Source organism: Betaproteobacteria bacterium (assembly GCA_016709965.1).
In the GTDB taxonomy this organism is placed as follows: Bacteria; Pseudomonadota; Gammaproteobacteria; order Burkholderiales; family Rhodocyclaceae; genus Azonexus; species Azonexus amarohabitans.
In genome coordinates this window covers 1,624,593-1,641,958 of the sequence record JADJLT010000001.1, presented here as the reverse complement: position 1 = coordinate 1,641,958, position 17,366 = coordinate 1,624,593, and the positions used below count along the sequence as shown (strand labels likewise).

The window sequence follows — 17,366 nt, the reverse complement described above, 5'->3', positions numbered from 1 at the left end:
GCCGCTAAAAGCCCAGATCGTGTCCATGAACGAATCCAAACACCCTTCAGAAATCGCACGGGAGGCGCTTAAGCGCCTTGTCCTTCGGCAATTGCCCCCGACGCCTGCCAACTATCAGGCCTGTTACAACGAAATTGCAGACCTTCCAAATTTGCCGCCTTTTCCGGAGGCGCCTTTGCGCGAATTGTCCAGTGCCCTGCTCGCTGGCAATGAGCAGCAGGAAATTCAGCTGGACAAGCTTTCCGCAGCCATAGCGCGCCGCAGCTGGCTGGGGGTCAAGGAGGCTTTGGTGGCCTTTGCGATGGGGGGCGGGCATGCTGCCCCGGAATACGCGGTCGATGCTCCGGTCACTGTTTTACCTGGCGAGTTCGCGGGCAAATTGGCGCGTTTTATTCGGAGTGTCTTGCCTGCGCTGGGGGATGATGATTCGCGAATTGCCGGTATGGCAGATGAGTTGGTGAAGTTGCTGAAGCAGCCGGGAATTGAAATCGCTTCTGTTCAGGAGGCACTTGGAGGTCTGGCGCATCAGGCATTGTTTGCGGCTGAGGAGCAGGCCGAGATCAAGCAGTCGCTGCTTAAATTGCTACATCTGATCATCGAAAATATCCGTGAATTGAGCTTGGACGACAATTGGCTCCAGGGGCAGATCGATGGCCTTCTGGTCAGTGTGGCGCCACCGCTGACGCTGCGTCATCTGGATGATATGGAGCGGCGTCTGCGTGATGTCATGGAGAAGCAGGGGCGCGCAAAGTCGCGGACCGTCGAGGCGCAGAAGGAAATGCGCAAGATGCTGGCTCAGTTTGTCGAGCAACTTGGCGCCATGAATCGCTCCAGCACCCAGTTCGAGGGGCGCATTGAAGCAAGTGCTCGCCAGATCGAACAGGTCACCAATGTTGAGGATTTGAAGCCACTGCTCGACGAAGTCATTGTGGCTACGCATGCAATGGCAGAGGAAACTGCGAACTCCCGCGAACAATTGAAGAGTTTGCAGGAAAAAGTGGTGATGACCGAGGCGGAGCTGATTCAGTTGCATCAGGATCTCGATAATGCCAGCGCCCTGGCGCGCCACGATCCCTTGACCGACGCTTTGAATCGCAAAGGCCTGGAAGAGGCGATGGCGCGTGAAATCGCCAGCATGCGGCGCAAGGAGAGTGCCTTGTCGATCAGCCTGCTGGATATCGATAATTTCAAAAAATTGAATGACCGCCTTGGCCATGAGGCTGGTGACCGTGCCTTGGTCCACCTTGCCGATGTCACGCGTCGCAACTTGCGACCGAGCGATACGTTGGCTCGCTACGGCGGTGAAGAGTTTGTCGTACTGATGCCGGATACGGCACTTGAGCAAGGCATTGAGGCCATGGCGCGACTCCAGCGGGAATTGACCAAGGCTATATATATGGCTGACAACGAGAAGGTCCTGATTACATTCAGCGCCGGAGTCGCCCAGTTGACGGCCGAAGAGTCAGGCGCCGATGCCATTCGTCGAGCCGATCAGGCCATGTATCTCGCCAAGCGCGCCGGCAAGAATCGGGTGATGGGCGGCTGACGGCTTTTTTGCAATGTCTCTGAGTCACGGATTTCCACCAGTTGCCGGGACCGCCGCGCGAGTGCTTGTTTTGGGTAGTCTCCCGGGCGAAACGTCGCTGCGGGCTGGTCAGTATTATGCCCATCAGCGAAATTCCTTCTGGCGGATCATGGGGGATCTGCTGGGGGCCGGACTATCCTTGTCGTATGCGCAACGGCTGGACAAGCTTGGTGCCGCGGGCATCGCGCTGTGGGATGTTATTGCGGCATGCGAACGGTTTGGTAGCCTGGATTCGGACATCGTCAATAGCTCGGTTTGCGTAAATGATTTTTCGGCCTTTTTTGCTGTTCACCGCAACATTGAGCGGGTTTTCTTCAATGGTGGGGCGGCCGAGGTCAGCTTTCGCCGTCATGTGCTGCCAGGGTTGCAGGGCATGAATCTGCAGTTGGTGCGTCTGCCGTCGACAAGCCCAGCCCATGCTGCTCGCAGTTATGCCGAGAAGCTGGCGGCATGGTCGGTAATAGTTGCCAAATAAAAGGGCAGCGACATCGTATAATTGTCGTTTTGCTTTTTTAAGCTGCAAATCAATGGCCAAAGACGTTAAAACCCAGCTGACCGAACTACTGCAACAGGCGCTGGCGAGTGTTGCTCCGAATGCAACCGATACTCCGATCCACCTCGAGCGCCCACGCGATCCGACACATGGCGACTTCGCCACCAATCTGGCCATGCAACTGGCCAAGGCGCTGAAGAAAAATCCGCGCGAAATTGCCCAGCAGCTGGTCAATGAATTGCCGTTGTCGGCACTGGTGACCAAGGCTGATGTGGCTGGGGCCGGGTTCATCAATTTCACACTGGATGCCGGCGCCAAAACCAACGTCGTCAAGGCGGTGCTGGCCGAAGGTGAAAACTTTGGTCGTTCGACGCAGGGCGCTGGTCAGAAGGTGCAGGTCGAATTCGTCTCCGCCAACCCAACTGGCCCGCTGCACGTTGGTCATGGCCGTGGCGCAGCTTACGGCGCTTCGTTGTCCAGTTTGCTGTCCTTTGCTGGTTGGGATGTCACGCGCGAGTATTACGTCAATGATGCAGGGCGGCAGATGGATATCCTCGGGTTGTCGACCTGGTTGCGTTATCTGGAGCAAAACGGCGTCGATGTTCCCTTTTTGCCCAATGCCTATCAAGGCGACTATGTCCGTGATATGGCGAAACAGATGGGTGTGGCGCATGGCACCAAGTTTGTCCGTCAGGCAGCGGATGTGCTTGCCGGTACGCCCGGTTTGCCCCATGCGATGCGTGCCGACGATGAGGCCAAGCGCCAGCGCGACCAGCATCTCGATGCATTGATCGCCAATGCCAAGGCATTGCTGGGTGTGGACTGGACCTATGTTCATCAGCATGCCTTATCCGAGCAGTTGGCTGATTGTCGCGACGATCTCGAGCAGTTCGGTGTCCATTTCGATGTCTGGTTTTCCGAACAGGCGCTGTTCGATACTGGCCTGGTTGCCCGTTGCGTTGATTTGCTCGAAAAGAAGGGCCACCTGTATGTGCAGAATGGCGCCCGCTGGTTCAAGTCAACCACGTTCGGCGATGAAAAGGACCGCGTTGTCCAGCGCGAGAACGGTCTTTACACTTACTTCGCCTCTGACATTGCTTACCACCTGAACAAATTTGAACGTGGTTTCGACAAAGTCATCAACATCTGGGGCGCGGATCACCACGGGTACATCTCCCGGGTTAGCGGCGCGATTACCGCCCTTGATCTCGATGCGAGCAAGTTGCATGTGGCACTGGTCCAATTTGCCGTGCTTTACCGCAATGGCCAGAAGGCTTCGATGTCGACACGCTCCGGCGAGTTTGTCACCTTGCGTGAATTGCGCGGTGAAGTTGGCAACGATGCCTGCCGTTTCTTCTACGCCTTGCGCAAGTCCGATCAGCACCTTGATTTTGACCTCGATCTGGCCAAGAGTCAGACCAATGAAAATCCGGTTTATTACATTCAGTACGCCCATGCGCGCATCTGTTCCGTGGTCAATCAGTGGACTGGTGATCTGGCGTTGCTTGCTGTTGCTGATCTGTCTTTGCTCAGCAATCCACGCGAACTGGCCATTGGCAGCAAACTGGCTGAGTTTCGTGAGGTCATCGAAAGCTCGGCCCGCGAACTGGCGCCGCACTTGATTGCCTTCTACCTCAAGGATCTGGCTGGCGAATTCCATGGTTGGTACAACGCCGAACGCATGCTGGTTGACGATGCTGCCTTGCGTGATGCGCGTGTCGCAATGGCCGTGGCGGTGCGTCAGACTATCCGCAACGGTTTGGCCATTCTTGGTGTCAGCTGTCCGGAATCGATGTAAGGAAAACCCATGAGTCGCGATATGAAACCCCGTAGAAACCAGCCGGTTAAAAAGAAGGCTGCCGGCGGCACCTTGATCGGCATGTTCATTGGCCTCGTGCTGGGTGTTGGAATGGCGGCGGGGGTTGTCTGGTATCTGAACAAGTCACCGTTGCCTTTTGTCGAGAAAGTCCAACAGCCGGCAAAATCTAACGGGAAGAACGGTGAGCCAACGCAACCGCTGGTTTTGCCAGGCAAGCCCGGCGATCCAATCCCGGAAAAACGCTTCCAGTTTTACGATATTCTTCCTGGCAAAGCCGATGCGGTGCCGGACAAGGCACCGAAACCGGACGCCAAAAAAGAGGATGTAAAGAAGGACGAGGCCAAGAAGGAAGAGTCGAAGGAATCGAAGACGCCCCTTTTCCTGCAGGCAGGCTCTTTCAGCACGGCACAGGATGCTGACAACCAAAAGGCCAAGCTTGCGTTTATGGGAATGGAGGCTGTTGTACAGCAGGTTATGGTTCAGGAAAAAACCTTTTACCGTGTTCGTGTCGGTCCCTACATAAAGATTGATGAATTGAACAAAGTACGCGCCGAGCTTGCCAAATCAGGTATTGAAGCCCAGCTTTCCAAATAGGAGTAACGAATGAAGCTTACACGTCGCCATTTTGTCAGCAGCGTTTTTGCCGTTTTTTCCGCGTTGACCGTAGCAATGCCTTCCTTTGCTCAAACAGCAGGCAAGGAGTTCGCGCCGATCAGTCCGGCACAGCCGACCGAGGATGCTGCGAAAATTGAAGTGCTGGAGTTCTTCAGCTACGGCTGCCCGCACTGCGCAGATTTCAATCCTTTGCTGACCGCTTGGGTGGCCAAGTTGCCGGCTGACGTGGTGGTAAAGAAAGTGCCAGTCACCTTTGGGCGTGCGGCCTGGGCAAATATCGCCAAGCTTTACTACACACTGGAAATCACTGGCGATCTACATCGTCTTGAGGCGGATGTCTTCAAGGCCATTCACGCGGAACGGCAGAACCTTTTTGAAGAAAAGGCGCTGACCGAGTGGGTGGTCAAGAAAGGAGTCGATCCGAAGAAATTTGCGGAAACTTTTGCTTCCTTCGGTGTCATGAGCAAGGTCAAGCGCGGTGACCAGATGGCGCAGGCATACAAGATCACCGGCGTCCCTGCCCTGGCTGTTGACGGCAAGTATCTGATTGGTGACATGGGCTTCAACGAGAAGCTGGCCGTTGCCGACAAGCTGATTGCCAAGGCACGCAGCGAGAAATACGGCAAGAAATAATTGTCGCTGAAGGTCTTCGTTACGGGCGCCTCGTCGGGAATCGGCGAGGCGCTTGCCGTTTACTATGCTGCGCAAGGCGCAACTTTGGGGCTGGTGGCGCGCAGAAGTGAGGTCCTGGCAGCCTTGAACTTGCGTCTCGGTGGGCAACATGCCTGCTACCCGCTGGATGTCAGCGATGCCTCGAGTCTGCACATCGCTGCGACCGATTTTCTGGTACGTGTCGGGGTGCCGGATATCATCATCGCCAATGCCGGTGTTTCGGCGGGCACGTTGACGGAGTGTGAGGAAGATCTCGAGGTTTTTCGGAGAGTCATGGATACCAATGTTTTTGGCATGGCAGCAACCTTTGCCCCGTTCATTGCGTCCATGAAACACGCAACTGGCGAGAAAAGGCTGGTTGGCATTGCCTCGGTTGCAGGTATTCGCGGACTTCCCGGTGCAGAGGCCTACTCAGCGTCGAAGGCGGCAGTAATTGCCTATCTCGAAAGCCTGCGGCTGGAAATGCGTCCCTATGGCATCAAAGTGGTGACCATTGCTCCGGGTTACATCGAAACACCGATGACTGCGGTCAACGGCTACATCATGCCATTTTTGCTGCCAGTCGACAAAGCAGCCAAACGCTTTGCAGGCGCAATCGAGCGTGGGCGTTCCTACACGGTCATTCCCTGGCAGATGGGGGTGTTGGCCAAAGTCTTGCGTGTGCTGCCCAATTGGCTCTATGACCGCTTGTTCTCCAACGCGCCGCGCAAGGCCCGCGGCTTGCTAAAATAGCAAAATGCTTGAACTCAAAATAAATGGCGAATTCCGCCAGTTTTCAGAAGCGCTGACCGTCGCCGGGCTGATCGAACAGCTTGGTTATGCCGGCAAGCGCATCGCCGTTGAACGTAACGGTGAAATCGTTCCCAAGAGCCAGCATGCCACGGTGGCACTGGTCTCGGGCGACCAACTTGAAATCGTCGTTGCCGTTGGCGGCGGCTAAGGAAACCATTCCATGCATCAACTGACTATCGCCGGCAAGGCGTACCGCTCCCGTTTGCTGGTAGGCACCGGCAAATACAAGGATTTCGCTGAAACGCGTGCCGCTATCGATGCTTCAGGAGCCGAAATCGTCACCGTGGCAATTCGCCGGATGAACATTGGCCAGGACCCAAGCCAGCCGAACCTGCTCGATGCGCTGCCACCGTCCCGGTTCACCATTCTGCCCAACACTGCTGGCTGCTATAACGCTGATGATGCGGTACGTACCTTGCGACTGGCGCGCGAGCTGCTGGACGGCCACCCGCTGTGCAAGCTGGAAGTTCTGGGCGATCCGACCAGCCTGTTTCCCAATATGCCGGAAACCCTGAAGGCGGCGGAAACGCTGGTCAAAGATGGCTTCCATGTCATGGTCTACTGCTCGGACGACCCGATCCAGGCCAGGATGCTCGAAGATATTGGTTGCGTCGCGGTGATGCCGCTCGCCTCGCTGATCGGTTCCGGCATGGGCATCCTGAATCCGTGGAATCTGCGCTTGATTATCGATAACGCCAAGGTGCCGGTCATCGTCGATGCCGGTGTAGGAACTGCTTCCGATGCGGCGATTGCCATGGAGCTGGGGTGCGATGGTGTCTTGATGAACACGGCGATTGCCCATGCGAAAAATCCGGTACTCATGGCCAGCGCGATGAGAAAAGGTGTTGAAGCGGGCCGCGAGGCATTCCTGGCCGGCCGCATGCCGCGCAAACTTTATTCGGCCGATCCGTCGTCGCCGACTTCCGGATTGATAGGTTCATGAGCGATACTCCCCTGATTCAACCAGCTCTGGTCGGCGAAGGCGTGTACGAAGAAGGCCGCGAGGGCTACGGCCACATCAAGAGTTACGTTCGCCGTGCGGGACGGATGTCGTCAGCGCAGGAAAATTATTACGCCGAGATGATGCCAAAAATCGGTGTTGTCTATGCGCTGCAGGCCATTGACCTTGCTGCGGTCTACGGCAGAAATGCGCCAAAAATCCTCGAAATCGGGACCGGCATGGGCGAAACCACGGCCCAGATTGCCGATGCCAATCGCGACAACGATTATCTGGGTGTCGAAGTTCACGTACCGGGCGTTGGCGCACTCTGCAAGCAGATTGCCGAGCGTGAGCTGACCAATCTGCGCATTTGCCAGCACGACGCGGTTGAGGTCGTGCGCGACATGCTGTCCGAAGGCTCGCTGGATGGTGTGCATGTCTTTTTCCCCGACCCTTGGCACAAGGCGCGTCACAATAAGCGCCGCCTGATCCAGTCGCCGTTCGTAGCACTTCTTGCCTCGCGACTAAAGCCGGGCGGGTATTTTCACTGTGCCACAGACTGGGAGGAGTACGCCCACCAGATGCTCGAAGTGCTCTCGGCTGAACCGACGCTGGTTAACTCCGCAGAAGGTTTTGCTCCCCGCCCCGATTACCGACCGCTGACCAAGTTCGAGAACCGTGGCTTACGTTTGGGGCACGGTGTATGGGACGTGATTTTCCGTAAAAAATAGCTGGCAGAAAGAATTCTCCTGAGTAGAATACAATCTGATATTAATCAGAAAAACGGTGGATTTGTGAAAAACAATAAATTGTCATATGCTGCCTTGTTGCTGCCCTTGATGGCTGCTGCCTTGAGTTCGGCGCCTGCTCTGGCTGATGAGCGTTCAGGCAAAGAGGTAGTCGAGTCGGTTTGTATCAGCTGTCACGCCACTGGCAAGGATGGTGCGCCAAAGATCGGCGACAAGGAAGCATGGTCGCAGCGTGCAGCCAAGGGGTTGGACAAACTTACCCAGAACGCAGTGACAGGGGTCCGAAAAATGCCGGCTCACGGTGGCCAGGCGGCACTCTCCGATCTCGAGATGAGTCGTGCCGTCGCTTACATGGTGAGTGGCGGTCACTCAACCGACACGAACAAGGCTTATAGCTCCCCAAAGATACGCACCGGTGCTCAGGTTGTTGAAGAGCGCTGCACGGAATGCCATGCCGAAGGCAAGAGCGGAGCACCAAAACTAGGCGACATGAACGACTGGAAGCCGCGCCTTAAGAATGGTGTCGCGCCTTTGGTCAAGTCTGCAATCAATGGTCACAACGCGATGCCAGCCCGTGGTGGGCTGGCAAATCTGAGTGACGCTGAAATGAAATCCGCCGTCGAGTTTATGATTGGGAAGACTGGCGGCGCAGGCCAAGCACACTAAGGCCGCTCAGCGCACTCAGTGCACTGACGACTAGGCTGATTGTGCCGGGTTCAGGGACGCGGTTGGCTACCAGAAAATCCTGGTAGCCAGCTTGTCCGGCTTGTCCGGCAGAACGGCCATTCGTATAAAAGGTGAAGGCGTAGTTTTCATTTCCGTAAACGCCATCGATATGGCTCAGCAACACATTGGTCGCGGCGATCAGGTTTGCATTGGTGCCCTGTACGACATGAACCAGGCCATTGTTCAGATTTGCCTGCAGGCCGGCTATCGCCGGATTGTCGTCCGCGATGATTTCCCATAAGGCCAACTGGAATGCTGCGGCGTTCAGGTTGCCACCGAGATTGCTCGGCAGAAGTGTGCCGCTATAGGCTTCCGAATATAGCTCGCTGATCATCCTGGCCTTCGGCGTGCCAAAAACGGCGTCGAGGCTGTTGGTGCTGTAGTTCACCGTGTTCGGCGATGTCCATTCCCAGGGATCGGCGCAAAATGCCAAGACATTCGCGCTACCGTTGATGAGCAGTTTTTGCAGCCCGGCCCAGTAATTGATGGTTCGTGAGTCGACCGGCAAAACCAGTCCGCCAGTGGACATGCCATTGGCAATATCAACTTCCTGAATACTGACCAGAGCAGCGGATGCGGGTACTGCCAGCAGGCAACCGGCGGCGGCCAGAAAGCCGTATTTGAGTATTTTTTTCATGTTCAAAACCTTGCCGTATCTTCCTTTTTGATGATTTGAAGATTAGCCGGACCGGCAATATTTCCCTGTTAAATAGATCACGCAGGGATCGATTGATTTCTGCAATCAATGACCTTACTGCTTGCTCGTCATGCGCCAGGCCGGGTGGGCTGTTAAACTCTCGCGCCTCAATGACATCAAATCGGGAATGATTCATGTGGTTCCGTAATCTCCAGCTTTACCGCCTGCCGACGCCGTGGAACGTCGATCTCGCTAAATTTGACGAACAACTGGCCCGTGGCCCCTTCGTCAAATGCCCCAGCAACCAGCCGATGAGTCGGGGCTGGGTGGCGCCACGTCGTGATGGCGCATTGGTTTATTCACTTGGCCAGCAATGGATGATTGCCCTCAGCGTCGAGCAACGCCTGCTGCCTTCGTCGGTAGTCAATGACGAGGTCAAGGAGCGCGCCGAGCTGGTCGAAGCCCAGCAAGGCTACGCGCCCGGTCGCAAGCAACTGAAGGAATTGCGCGAGCGCGTGACCGAAGAGCTGATGCCGCGTGCCTTCACCCGTCGCCGCACCACCTACGTCTGGATTGATCCGCAAAACGGCTGGTTCTGCGTTGACGCGGCCAGCCCTGCCAAGGCCGAAGAAGTGATCGAGCATCTGCGCCATTGTTTGGACGATTTCCCGCTCAGCATGCTGCACACGCAGGTGTCGCCGCAAGCGGCAATGGCTGACTGGCTGGCCGGTGGCGACGCCCCGGCCGGTTTCACCATTGACCGCGACTGCGAACTCAAAGCAGCGGGCGAGGAAAAGGCAGCGGTTCGTTACGTTCGCCACCCGCTCGATGGCGATGAAATCAGCGGCGAGATCAAGGCCCACCTGGCCAGCGGCAAGATGCCGACCAAGTTGGCCCTGACCTGGGATGACCGCATCTCCTTCGTCCTTGGCGAAAAGATGGAAATCAAGCGCCTCGCTTTCCTTGACCTGCTCAAGGAAGCCGCGGAGAAGACGGCAGAACACGCCGACGAGCAATTCGACGCCGATTTCGCGCTGATGACTGGCGAATTCGCCCGCTTCTTGCCGCAACTGGTTGAAGCGCTTGGCGGCGAGGTAGTCGAAGACAAATGAAAGTGAGTGACGCCTGCCCCTGTGGCAGCGGCAGGCGTTACGCCGATTGCTGCGGTCAACTGCATATTTCGGCCAAGAATGAAATAACCGCCGAGGCGCTGATGCGTTCGCGCTATAGCGCCTACGTGCTGAAGTTGTCCGATTACCTGCTGGCCAGCTGGCATCCATCGACACGGCCGAGCAGCCTTGATCTGGCCGAGGACGACGGCACCAAATGGCTGGGCCTGGAGATCAAGCGCTGCCAGCAGCAGGATGAAAATCACGCCACAGTCGAATTTGTCGCTCGCTACCGCATTGACGGCCGCGGCCACCGACTGCACGAAATAAGCCGCTTCGTCCGCGAAGACGGCCGCTGGTTCTATATCGATGGCGACATCATTGCCTGACCGGGCGTCCGCGCCCACTACTGAAGAAAAGAACACCCCATGATCATCCTCAAGAACGTCACCCTGCGCCGCAGCTCGAAAGTGCTGCTGGACAAGGCCTCCGTCACCATCAACCCCGGTGAGAAGGTCGGCTTGGTCGGACGCAACGGTGCCGGCAAGTCCACGCTGTTCGCGCTGCTCAACGGCACGCTGCATGAGGATGGCGGGGATTACTCGATTCCCAGGCAATGGCAGATGGGGCAGGTTTCGCAGGACATGCCGGAGACCGAGCAGAGCGCGACCGACTTCGTCATCGACGGTGACACCAAGCTGCTCGCCGCCCGCAACGAAGTACATGACGCCGAAGCCAGCGACGACGGCATGCGCATGGCTGAAGCCTACATGGCGCTCAACGATGCCGGCGAGCACGATGCCGAAGCGCGAGCCCAGTCACTGATCCTCGGCCTCGGCTTCAAGGTGTCGGAACTGTACAAGCCGGTCAACAGCTTCTCCGGCGGCTGGCGCATGCGCCTGCAACTGGCGCGCGCCCTGATGTGCCCGTCCGACATCCTGCTGCTCGACGAACCGACCAACCACCTGGACTTGGACGCCCTGGTCTGGCTCGAAGCCTGGCTCAAGCGCTACCAGGGCACGCTGGTCATGATCAGCCACGACCGCGAATTTCTCGACGCCATCACCGGCGTCACGCTGCACATCGACAACGCCAAGCTGGTTCGCTACGGCGGCAACTACAGCAAGTTCGAGGACATGCGCGCCGAGCAAATGCTGCTGCAGCAGGCCACGATGGCCAAGCAGGCTGAGAAGATCGCCCATCTGCAGTCCTTCATTGCCCGCTTCAAGGCCAAGGCCAGCAAGGCCAAGCAGGCGCAGAGTCGGGTCAAGGCGCTGGACCGCATGGAAAAAATTGCGCCGGTGCTGGCCGATGCCGAATTCACCTTCGAGTTCCAGGAGCCGCAGAACCTGCCCAACCCGATGCTGTCGATGATGGACGTCACCATCGGCTACCCGCCGGCGGAAGATGCCCCGGATGGCACGCCGTCGACGGTTATTGTCCGCGGCATCAACCGCTCGGTGATGGCCGGCCAGCGCATTGGTATCCTTGGTGCCAACGGTCAGGGCAAGTCGACGCTGGTCAAGACCATCGCCTGTGAATTGGCGGCGATCAGTGGTGACCTCACCGAAGGCAAGGGCCTGAACATCGGCTACTTCGCACAGCAGGAACTCGACGTGCTGCGCCCGCAGGACACGCCGCTCGAACACATGGTTCGTCTGGCCAAGGAAGCGATTGCCAACGGCCGCAGCAACGTACCGGGACGCGAGCAGGAGCTACGCAATTTCCTCGGCACCTTCAACTTCGGCGGTGAAATGGTCAAACAGGCGGTCGGCACCATGAGCGGTGGCGAAAAGGCCCGGCTGGTGCTGTGCATGATCGTCTGGCAACGCCCCAACCTGCTGCTCCTCGACGAACCGACCAATCACCTCGACCTCAACACCCGCGAAGCCTTGGCCGTCGCGCTTAACGAATTTGAAGGCACTGTCATGCTGGTCAGCCATGACCGGGCAATGCTGCGCTCGGTCTGTGACGAGTTCTGGCTGGTCTCCAAGGGCGGTGTCGCACCGTTCGACGGCGATCTGGAAGACTACCAGCGCTACCTGCTCGACGAAGCAAAGCGGGTTCGAGAAGAGGCGTCGGCGGCGCAAAAGAAGGCTGCTGCCTGAGCGCTCGATTCGACTTTCTTATGGGATTTCCCGGTGGCCATGTTTCGCAAATATTCACACAAGTCGTCATGTCAAAAGATTAGGATGGATTACCTAATTCCTTTCGGAGAATAAATATGAGTCTGCTTGATTCTGTCGTTGGTGCGCTGAGTGGTGGTCAATCCGGTGGTGGCAATGGTTTGCTCGAGGTTGCCATGCAACTCCTCAACAATCCGCAGACGGGTGGTCTGGCCGGACTGGTCAATTCCTTCCAGCAAGGCGGCCTCGGCAATATCGTTAATTCCTGGGTGTCGAACGGTCAGAATTTGCCGATTTCGGCCGAGCAACTACAAAGCGTGCTTGGTGGCTCCACCCTGCAGGATATTGCAGCAAAGCTTGGTGTCAGCCCGGACCAGGCTTCCGGCAGTCTGGCCAGCATGTTGCCGCAACTGGTCGATCACCTGACCCCGAATGGCCAGTTGCCCCAAGGGGGCGGTGGCGACTTGATGGCGCAAGGGCTGGAGTTGCTTAAAGGCAAGATGTTTGGCTGATCAATCGTCGGGACTGCGGCGAAATGCCGCATTCCACAACGGGATGGCGTTCGGTAGCATCTGCCTTGATCTTGGTCGGATGCAACGTGCTTGGACTAACCTCTCGTTCATGGCCCGCTCCTCAGAGTCGGGCCATTTTTTTTATTAACGATCGAGAAAGCGCTCAAGCAGGACGTTGAGAAATCGTCTGCCGCGCAGGGTTGGCGCAATGCGCTCCGGACCGATCTCCAGCAGGCCTTCGGCTTCGGCCGCCTTGAGTTTCGGCAGGATGGCATTCAGGGATTGTGCCGTACGGGCTTCGAACAGTGACGGGTGAAAGCCATCGGCCAGGCGCAGGGTATTCATCAGAAACTCGAAAGGCAGCTCGCTGATATCGACGTCGCGCGATTCCTGAAGCGGATTGCCGCGCTGCACGTTGTCCAGATACGCTGTCGGGTGCTTCCAGCGCATCTGGCGCAGCACGCGGTCATGCAGCGTCAGCTTGGCATGGGCGCCGGCACCGATGCCGAGATAATCGCCAAAATACCAGTAGTTCAGGTTGTGCTTGCACTGCTTGCCGCGCCGGGCAAAGGCCGAGGTTTCGTAGTTGCTGAAACCGGCGGTGGCCAAGCGGGCCTCAATGCTCTCCTGCATGTCGGCGCAGATGTCCCCCTCGGGTAGTTCCGGCGGGAAGGCCGCGAAGCGGGTATTCGGCTCCAGTGTGAGCTGGTAGCACGACAGATGCGAAGGCGAAAACCCCAGGGCTGTTTCGACGTCAGTGAGTGCTTGCTCATGCGTTTGGCCAGGCAGGCCATACATCAAGTCGAGATTGAATGAGTCGAAATGTTCGCCGGCCAGTTGTGCGGCGCGCTTGGCTTCGGCGGCGCCGTGAATGCGACCGAGTGCTTTGAGATGATCATCGTTGAAGCTCTGAATGCCGAGCGACAGGCGATTGACGCCGGCGGAACGGAAGCCCGCAAATTTCTCGGCTTCGACGGTGCCGGGATTGGCTTCCAATGTGATTTCCGCATCGGGCGACAGCATGGCTAGCGCACGGAAGGCGGTGATCAACTCGTCGATGGCGGCCGGCGAAAGCAGGCTGGGCGTGCCGCCGCCAAAGAAGACGCTGGCCACGGGGCGGCCCCAGATTAGCGGCAGGGCGGATTGCAGGTCGGCGATCAGGGCGTCGACGTATTCGCGTTCGGGAATCGTGCCGTTGGCCTCGTGCGAGTTGAAATCGCAATACGGACACTTCCGCACGCACCACGGCACATGGACGTAGAGCGCCAAAGGCGGGGAAACGCGGAATTCGAGGTTTGCTGCGGTCAACCGGGAATTTTGGGCAAAAATCGGAATGGTACGGGCCACGGATTTACAGCGCCTGCAGGCGAGCGATCAGTTGTTGCATGGCCTGGCCACGATGCGATATACGATTCTTTGGTTCGGCATCGAGTTCGGCGGCTGTTTTATCGAATTCCGGCAAATAAAACATTGGGTCGTAGCCGAAACCGCCTTCACCGCGTTCGGCCGGCAGAATTTCGCCGTGCCATTCGCCTTCGGCGATCAGGGGTTGCGGGTCATCGGCATGGCGAACCAGCACGATCACCGAGACGAAATGCGCGTCACGGTGGCAGTTGTCACCGAGTTCGGCGAGCAGCTTCTGGTTGTTACGGGCATCAGATTTCGGCTCGCCGGCATAGCGCGCCGAATAGACGCCGGGGGCGCCACCGAGCGCAGCGACGCATAGGCCTGAATCATCGGCCAGCGCGGGCAGGCCGCTCTCTTTCGATGCGTGCCTGGCCTTGGCCAGCGCGTTTTCAATGAAGGTGCAGTGGGGTTCTTCGGCTTCTGCAATCCCGAGCTGGCCCTGCGGAATGACCTCGAAACCAAGGGGGGCCAGCAGCGCGTTCAGCTCCTTCATTTTCTTGGCGTTATTGGAAGCGAGGACAAGCTTTTTCATGCCGGCACTCACGAAGCCAATGCGCTTTGCTGAGCTGCGGTCAGCTGGCGGATGCCCATGGTGGCGAGATCGACCAGCGTGCTCATTTGCTCGCGGCTGAACGGTTCGCCCTCGGCTGTACCCTGGATTTCTACAATGCCGCCCGCACCGGTCATGACGACGTTCATGTCAGTGTCGCAGTCCGAGTCTTCCGGATAGTCGAGGTCGAGCACGGGCGCACCCTTGTAGATGCCGACCGAAATGGCGGCCACGTGGTCGCGAACCGGGTTGGTTGGCAGTTTGCCGGCCGTGACCAGTTTTTCGCAGGCTTCATGGAGCGCCACCCAGGCGCCGGTGATCGAGGCGCAGCGCGTGCCGCCGTCGGCCTGAAGCACGTCGCAATCAAGCGTGATCTGGCGTTCGCCCAGCGCCTTGAGGTCGGTGACTGCACGCAGGCTGCGGCCAATCAGGCGCTGGATTTCCTGTGTCCGGCCGGTCTGCTTGCCTTTGGCGGCTTCGCGGGCCGAACGGGTGTGCGTGGCGCGGGGCAGCATGCCGTACTCGGCTGTTACCCAGCCCTGGCCCTTGCCGCGCAGGAAAGGCGGTACGTTTTCCTCGACCGAGGCGGTGCACAGCACGCGGGTATCACCCATTTCGATCAGTACTGAGCCTTCGGCATGGCGAGTGAAATTGCGGGTGATTTTGACGGTGCGGAGTTGGTCCGGCTGACGTTGGCTGGGGCGCATGGTGTTCCTTATTTTTTTGGGGTGTATTTGTCGATGGCGGAGCGGATTTCATCAATCGCCCGCTCAATTTCATCATCACTCAGATCGCTCTTGTAGGCCGGGTTTCGGCCGAACTCGTCGAGCCGGGTCGTGACTTCGTCCTGGGTCATGGTCTGGGTCGAAATGGCACTGCTGGCGTCTTCGACGTAGGTGTCCTCCCAGCGCACGGCAACGACGGAAAGATTGTCGCCGTGGGCGCCAGCCTTGGCCTCGGCCTGACTGAGCAGCTGCGGTATTGCCTGCACCAGGTTTGCGCCTTTCAGCGAGGTAGCCATCATTTCGCCCGGGATTTCGCCCCACAGGCCGTCGGTACTTAACAGCACGATATCGCCGTGATCCAGCGGCGTCTTGCGCGAAAATTCGATTTCCGGCGGCGTCGGACTGCCCAGGCAGCTGTAGATCTTGTTGCGATCCGGGTGAAAGTGCGCCTGAGCCTCGGTGATCATGCCCTCGTCGATCAGCAGGCGGATGCGTGAGTGATCCTTGGTCTGCGCAATGAGGCGGCCATCGCGGATCAGGTAAAGCCGGGAATCACCGGCATGTGCCCAGTAGCCGACATTGTCCTGAACGATACAGGCGACGCAGGTGGTGCGTGGCGTGTCTTTCAGCTTGTGACGTGACGCGTAGTCGAGAATGGCGTGATGAGCGTTGGTCATGCCCTTCTGCAGGAAGCGGAAGGGGTCGGCGAGCAGGGGCCGTGCTTCACGCTGGAAGGAATCGGCCAGCGTCTGAACGACGATCTGCGCGGCGATCTCGCCATAGTGATGTCCGCCCATGCCGTCCGCAACGACCATCAGCAAGGCGTCACGTGAGTAGCAGTAGGTCGTCCGGTCTTCGTTGTTGGCGCGGCCGCCTTGGCGGCTCTCCTGATAGATGGTGAATCTCATTAAGTCGGCTTTCTGATTTTCTCGACAAAGCGACCGATCCAGTTCGGATTACTCTTCGGGCGCGGCGGCGTAATGGTCTCGACGAGCGCTTTTTGCAGTGCAAAGACGCTTTGCGGACGGTAAAGGTGATTGAGGTTGAGACACCAGTCGATGATTTCGAGCAGGCGGTCCGAGAACTGGCCGTCCCAGCGCAACATGGCGGGGGGCAGCGTGTCCTTTTTCAAGCGAGCGTCGGCCGCTTGCGGCGCGCAGCCCGCGAGGCAGGCATACATTGACGCACCGACGCTGTAGATGTCGCTCCATGGGCCCAGATCCTTGCGCGAACCATAGTGTTCTGGAGACGCGAAGCCGGGCGTGTACATCGGCTTGAGTACAGGCTGGTCGGTGATCAAGGTCTGGCGCGCCGCGCCAAAATCGATCAACACCGGCGTGTTGTCGGCGCGCAGGTAGATGTTGGAGGGCTTGAGATCGAGATGCAGCAGCTTGTTCGAATGCACTTCGCGCAGTCCGTTCAGCATACGGGTGAAAACGCCGCGGATAAAGCGTTCGGAGATGTGTCCCTGATGCTTCTGGATGAATTCCTGCAAGGTTCGTCCATGCTCGTACTCCATCACCATGTACACGGTCTCATTGGCACGGAAAAAATTGACGACGCGAATGACGTTCGGGTGCGACAGGCGGGCCAGCGCGCGGCCTTCCTCGAAAAAGCACTTCATCCCGTAACGGAAGGCGCCCAGATGATCAGCCGTAATCAGCGGCTTGGTCTGGCCGCGCCCCCGCAAGGCCAGGCTGTTGGGCAGATACTCCTTGATCGCCACCTGATGGCCGCCCGCATCCGTGGCCAGGTACACAATCGAAAAGCCGCCGAGCGAAAGCTGGCGGTCTATCGTGTACTCTTCAAGCGGATAGCCGTTGGGAAGAGGGTGATTGGCTTGTTGCGCCATGGATCTCGCGGTTATGATGCAAATTCAGGCATTTTCGGGCGTGTTGTCCGGACTGTA

Annotated in this window: 20 protein-coding genes; 14 read left to right on the top strand and 6 right to left on the bottom strand. The window is 58.0% G+C overall.

Annotation, left to right across the window (positions count from 1 at the left end):
* Nucleotides 1–25: 25 nt before the first annotated feature.
* The 10 genes from IPJ12_08100 (at nt 26) to IPJ12_08055 (ending at nt 8,331) form a co-directional block, all read left to right on the top strand.
* A complete protein-coding gene (locus tag IPJ12_08100) occupies nt 26–1,546 on the top strand; it encodes a diguanylate cyclase (protein MBK7647103.1) in 1,521 nt (506 codons plus the stop codon).
* 13 nt (nt 1,547–1,559) lie between these two features.
* A complete protein-coding gene (locus IPJ12_08095; protein ID MBK7647102.1) occupies nt 1,560–2,060 on the top strand; it encodes a DNA-deoxyinosine glycosylase in 501 nt (166 codons plus the stop codon).
* 52 nt (nt 2,061–2,112) lie between these two features.
* A complete protein-coding gene (locus IPJ12_08090; protein ID MBK7647101.1) occupies nt 2,113–3,876 on the top strand; it encodes an arginine--tRNA ligase in 1,764 nt (587 codons plus the stop codon).
* Between the two features lie 9 nt (nt 3,877–3,885).
* Entirely contained in the window at nt 3,886–4,491 is a 606-nt protein-coding gene (locus tag IPJ12_08085) for an SPOR domain-containing protein (protein ID MBK7647100.1), read from the top strand.
* Between the two features lie 9 nt (nt 4,492–4,500).
* The gene (locus IPJ12_08080) at nt 4,501–5,145 is read left to right on the top strand and encodes a thiol:disulfide interchange protein DsbA/DsbL (protein MBK7647099.1); all 645 of its coding nucleotides are present in this window, start codon (nt 4,501–4,503) and stop codon (nt 5,143–5,145) included.
* Nucleotides 5,146–5,916, top strand: a complete 771-nt coding sequence (locus IPJ12_08075) for an SDR family oxidoreductase (GenBank protein MBK7647098.1) — start codon at nt 5,146–5,148, stop codon at nt 5,914–5,916.
* 4 nt (nt 5,917–5,920) lie between these two features.
* Nucleotides 5,921–6,124: a sulfur carrier protein ThiS gene (gene thiS / locus IPJ12_08070; protein MBK7647097.1), complete on the top strand. Its 204-nt coding sequence runs from the start codon at nt 5,921–5,923 to the stop codon at nt 6,122–6,124.
* A 12-nt stretch (nt 6,125–6,136) separates the two neighbouring features.
* Nucleotides 6,137–6,919 (top strand): thiazole synthase, encoded by a 783-nt coding sequence (locus IPJ12_08065; GenBank protein ID MBK7647096.1) that lies wholly within the window; start codon nt 6,137–6,139, stop codon nt 6,917–6,919.
* Nucleotides 6,916–7,647: a tRNA (guanosine(46)-N7)-methyltransferase TrmB gene (gene trmB / locus IPJ12_08060; GenBank protein ID MBK7647095.1), complete on the top strand. Its 732-nt coding sequence runs from the start codon at nt 6,916–6,918 to the stop codon at nt 7,645–7,647. The genes IPJ12_08065 and trmB overlap by 4 nt, the downstream gene beginning before the upstream one ends.
* A gap of 63 nt (nt 7,648–7,710) precedes the next feature.
* Nucleotides 7,711–8,331: a cytochrome c5 family protein gene (locus IPJ12_08055; GenBank protein MBK7647094.1), complete on the top strand. Its 621-nt coding sequence runs from the start codon at nt 7,711–7,713 to the stop codon at nt 8,329–8,331.
* Here the strand turns inward: IPJ12_08055 and IPJ12_08050 are convergent.
* Nucleotides 8,291–9,028 carry a hypothetical protein gene (locus tag IPJ12_08050; GenBank protein ID MBK7647093.1) on the bottom strand — a complete coding sequence of 246 codons (738 nt, stop codon included), beginning with the start codon at nt 9,026–9,028 and terminating at the stop codon, nt 8,291–8,293. The two genes, IPJ12_08055 and IPJ12_08050, sit on opposite strands and share 41 nt — an antisense overlap.
* 194 nt (nt 9,029–9,222) lie before the next feature.
* Between IPJ12_08050 and IPJ12_08045 the strand changes: the two genes are divergently transcribed.
* The 4 genes from IPJ12_08045 to IPJ12_08030 all read left to right on the top strand — a co-directional run bounded on the left by IPJ12_08045 (nt 9,223) and on the right by IPJ12_08030 (nt 12,775).
* Nucleotides 9,223–10,140, top strand: a complete 918-nt coding sequence (locus tag IPJ12_08045; protein MBK7647092.1) for a recombination-associated protein RdgC — start codon at nt 9,223–9,225, stop codon at nt 10,138–10,140.
* Complete coding sequence (locus IPJ12_08040; protein ID MBK7647091.1) at nt 10,137–10,526, top strand: SEC-C domain-containing protein; 390 nt, start codon at nt 10,137–10,139, stop codon at nt 10,524–10,526. Before IPJ12_08045 ends, IPJ12_08040 begins: the two co-directional genes overlap by 4 nt.
* A 39-nt stretch (nt 10,527–10,565) precedes the next feature.
* Nucleotides 10,566–12,245, top strand: coding sequence for an ATP-binding cassette domain-containing protein (locus IPJ12_08035; GenBank protein ID MBK7647090.1), 1,680 nt, complete (start codon nt 10,566–10,568; stop codon nt 12,243–12,245).
* 116 nt (nt 12,246–12,361) lie between these two features.
* The gene (locus tag IPJ12_08030) at nt 12,362–12,775 is read left to right on the top strand and encodes a DUF937 domain-containing protein (protein ID MBK7647089.1); all 414 of its coding nucleotides are present in this window, start codon (nt 12,362–12,364) and stop codon (nt 12,773–12,775) included.
* 144 nt (nt 12,776–12,919) lie between these two features.
* On the opposite strand, the gene IPJ12_08025 is transcribed toward IPJ12_08030, so the two are convergent.
* Genes IPJ12_08025 through IPJ12_08005 form a run of 5 tightly spaced genes read right to left on the bottom strand, consistent with a single transcriptional unit; the run spans nt 12,920 to nt 17,309 of the window.
* On the bottom strand, nt 12,920–14,122 hold the full coding sequence (locus IPJ12_08025; GenBank protein ID MBK7647088.1) for an oxygen-independent coproporphyrinogen III oxidase-like protein: 1,203 nt from the start codon (nt 14,120–14,122) through the stop codon (nt 12,920–12,922).
* Nucleotides 14,123–14,126: 4 nt separating this feature from the next.
* Nucleotides 14,127–14,714: an RdgB/HAM1 family non-canonical purine NTP pyrophosphatase gene (rdgB, locus tag IPJ12_08020; GenBank protein ID MBK7647087.1), complete on the bottom strand. Its 588-nt coding sequence runs from the start codon at nt 14,712–14,714 to the stop codon at nt 14,127–14,129.
* 8 nt (nt 14,715–14,722) lie between these two features.
* Nucleotides 14,723–15,439, bottom strand: a complete 717-nt coding sequence (gene rph, locus IPJ12_08015; protein ID MBK7647086.1) for a ribonuclease PH — start codon at nt 15,437–15,439, stop codon at nt 14,723–14,725.
* 8 nt (nt 15,440–15,447) lie between these two features.
* On the bottom strand, nt 15,448–16,365 hold the full coding sequence (locus tag IPJ12_08010) for a serine/threonine-protein phosphatase (GenBank protein ID MBK7647085.1): 918 nt from the start codon (nt 16,363–16,365) through the stop codon (nt 15,448–15,450).
* The gene (locus tag IPJ12_08005; GenBank protein ID MBK7647084.1) at nt 16,365–17,309 is read right to left on the bottom strand and encodes a serine/threonine protein kinase; all 945 of its coding nucleotides are present in this window, start codon (nt 17,307–17,309) and stop codon (nt 16,365–16,367) included. The genes IPJ12_08010 and IPJ12_08005 overlap by 1 nt, the downstream gene beginning before the upstream one ends.
* Between the last annotated feature and the right edge of the window lie 57 nt (nt 17,310–17,366).

Bases quoted from the DNA above. Each gene is read 5' to 3' on its own strand.
- IPJ12_08080 (MBK7647099.1), top strand. From the start codon at position 4,501: ATGAAGCTTACACGTCGCCATTTTGTCAGCAGCGTTTTTGCCGTTTTT.
- IPJ12_08035 (MBK7647090.1), top strand. From the start codon at position 10,566: ATGATCATCCTCAAGAACGTCACCCTGCGCCGCAGCTCGAAAGTGCTG.
- IPJ12_08030 (MBK7647089.1), top strand. From the start codon at position 12,362: ATGAGTCTGCTTGATTCTGTCGTTGGTGCGCTGAGTGGTGGTCAATCC.
- IPJ12_08005 (MBK7647084.1), bottom strand. From the start codon at position 17,309: ATGGCGCAACAAGCCAATCACCCTCTTCCCAACGGCTATCCGCTTGAA.
- rph (MBK7647086.1), bottom strand. From the start codon at position 15,439: ATGCGCCCCAGCCAACGTCAGCCGGACCAACTCCGCACCGTCAAAATC.
- thiS (MBK7647097.1), top strand. From the start codon at position 5,921: ATGCTTGAACTCAAAATAAATGGCGAATTCCGCCAGTTTTCAGAAGCG.
- IPJ12_08050 (MBK7647093.1), bottom strand. From the start codon at position 9,028: ATGAAAAAAATACTCAAATACGGCTTTCTGGCCGCCGCCGGTTGCCTG.
- IPJ12_08045 (MBK7647092.1), top strand. From the start codon at position 9,223: ATGTGGTTCCGTAATCTCCAGCTTTACCGCCTGCCGACGCCGTGGAAC.
- IPJ12_08100 (MBK7647103.1), top strand. From the start codon at position 26: ATGAACGAATCCAAACACCCTTCAGAAATCGCACGGGAGGCGCTTAAG.
- IPJ12_08010 (MBK7647085.1), bottom strand. From the start codon at position 16,365: ATGAGATTCACCATCTATCAGGAGAGCCGCCAAGGCGGCCGCGCCAAC.
- IPJ12_08090 (MBK7647101.1), top strand. From the start codon at position 2,113: ATGGCCAAAGACGTTAAAACCCAGCTGACCGAACTACTGCAACAGGCG.
- IPJ12_08040 (MBK7647091.1), top strand. From the start codon at position 10,137: ATGAAAGTGAGTGACGCCTGCCCCTGTGGCAGCGGCAGGCGTTACGCC.
- IPJ12_08085 (MBK7647100.1), top strand. From the start codon at position 3,886: ATGAGTCGCGATATGAAACCCCGTAGAAACCAGCCGGTTAAAAAGAAG.
- rdgB (MBK7647087.1), bottom strand. From the start codon at position 14,714: ATGAAAAAGCTTGTCCTCGCTTCCAATAACGCCAAGAAAATGAAGGAG.
- IPJ12_08065 (MBK7647096.1), top strand. From the start codon at position 6,137: ATGCATCAACTGACTATCGCCGGCAAGGCGTACCGCTCCCGTTTGCTG.
- trmB (MBK7647095.1), top strand. From the start codon at position 6,916: ATGAGCGATACTCCCCTGATTCAACCAGCTCTGGTCGGCGAAGGCGTG.
- IPJ12_08095 (MBK7647102.1), top strand. From the start codon at position 1,560: ATGTCTCTGAGTCACGGATTTCCACCAGTTGCCGGGACCGCCGCGCGA.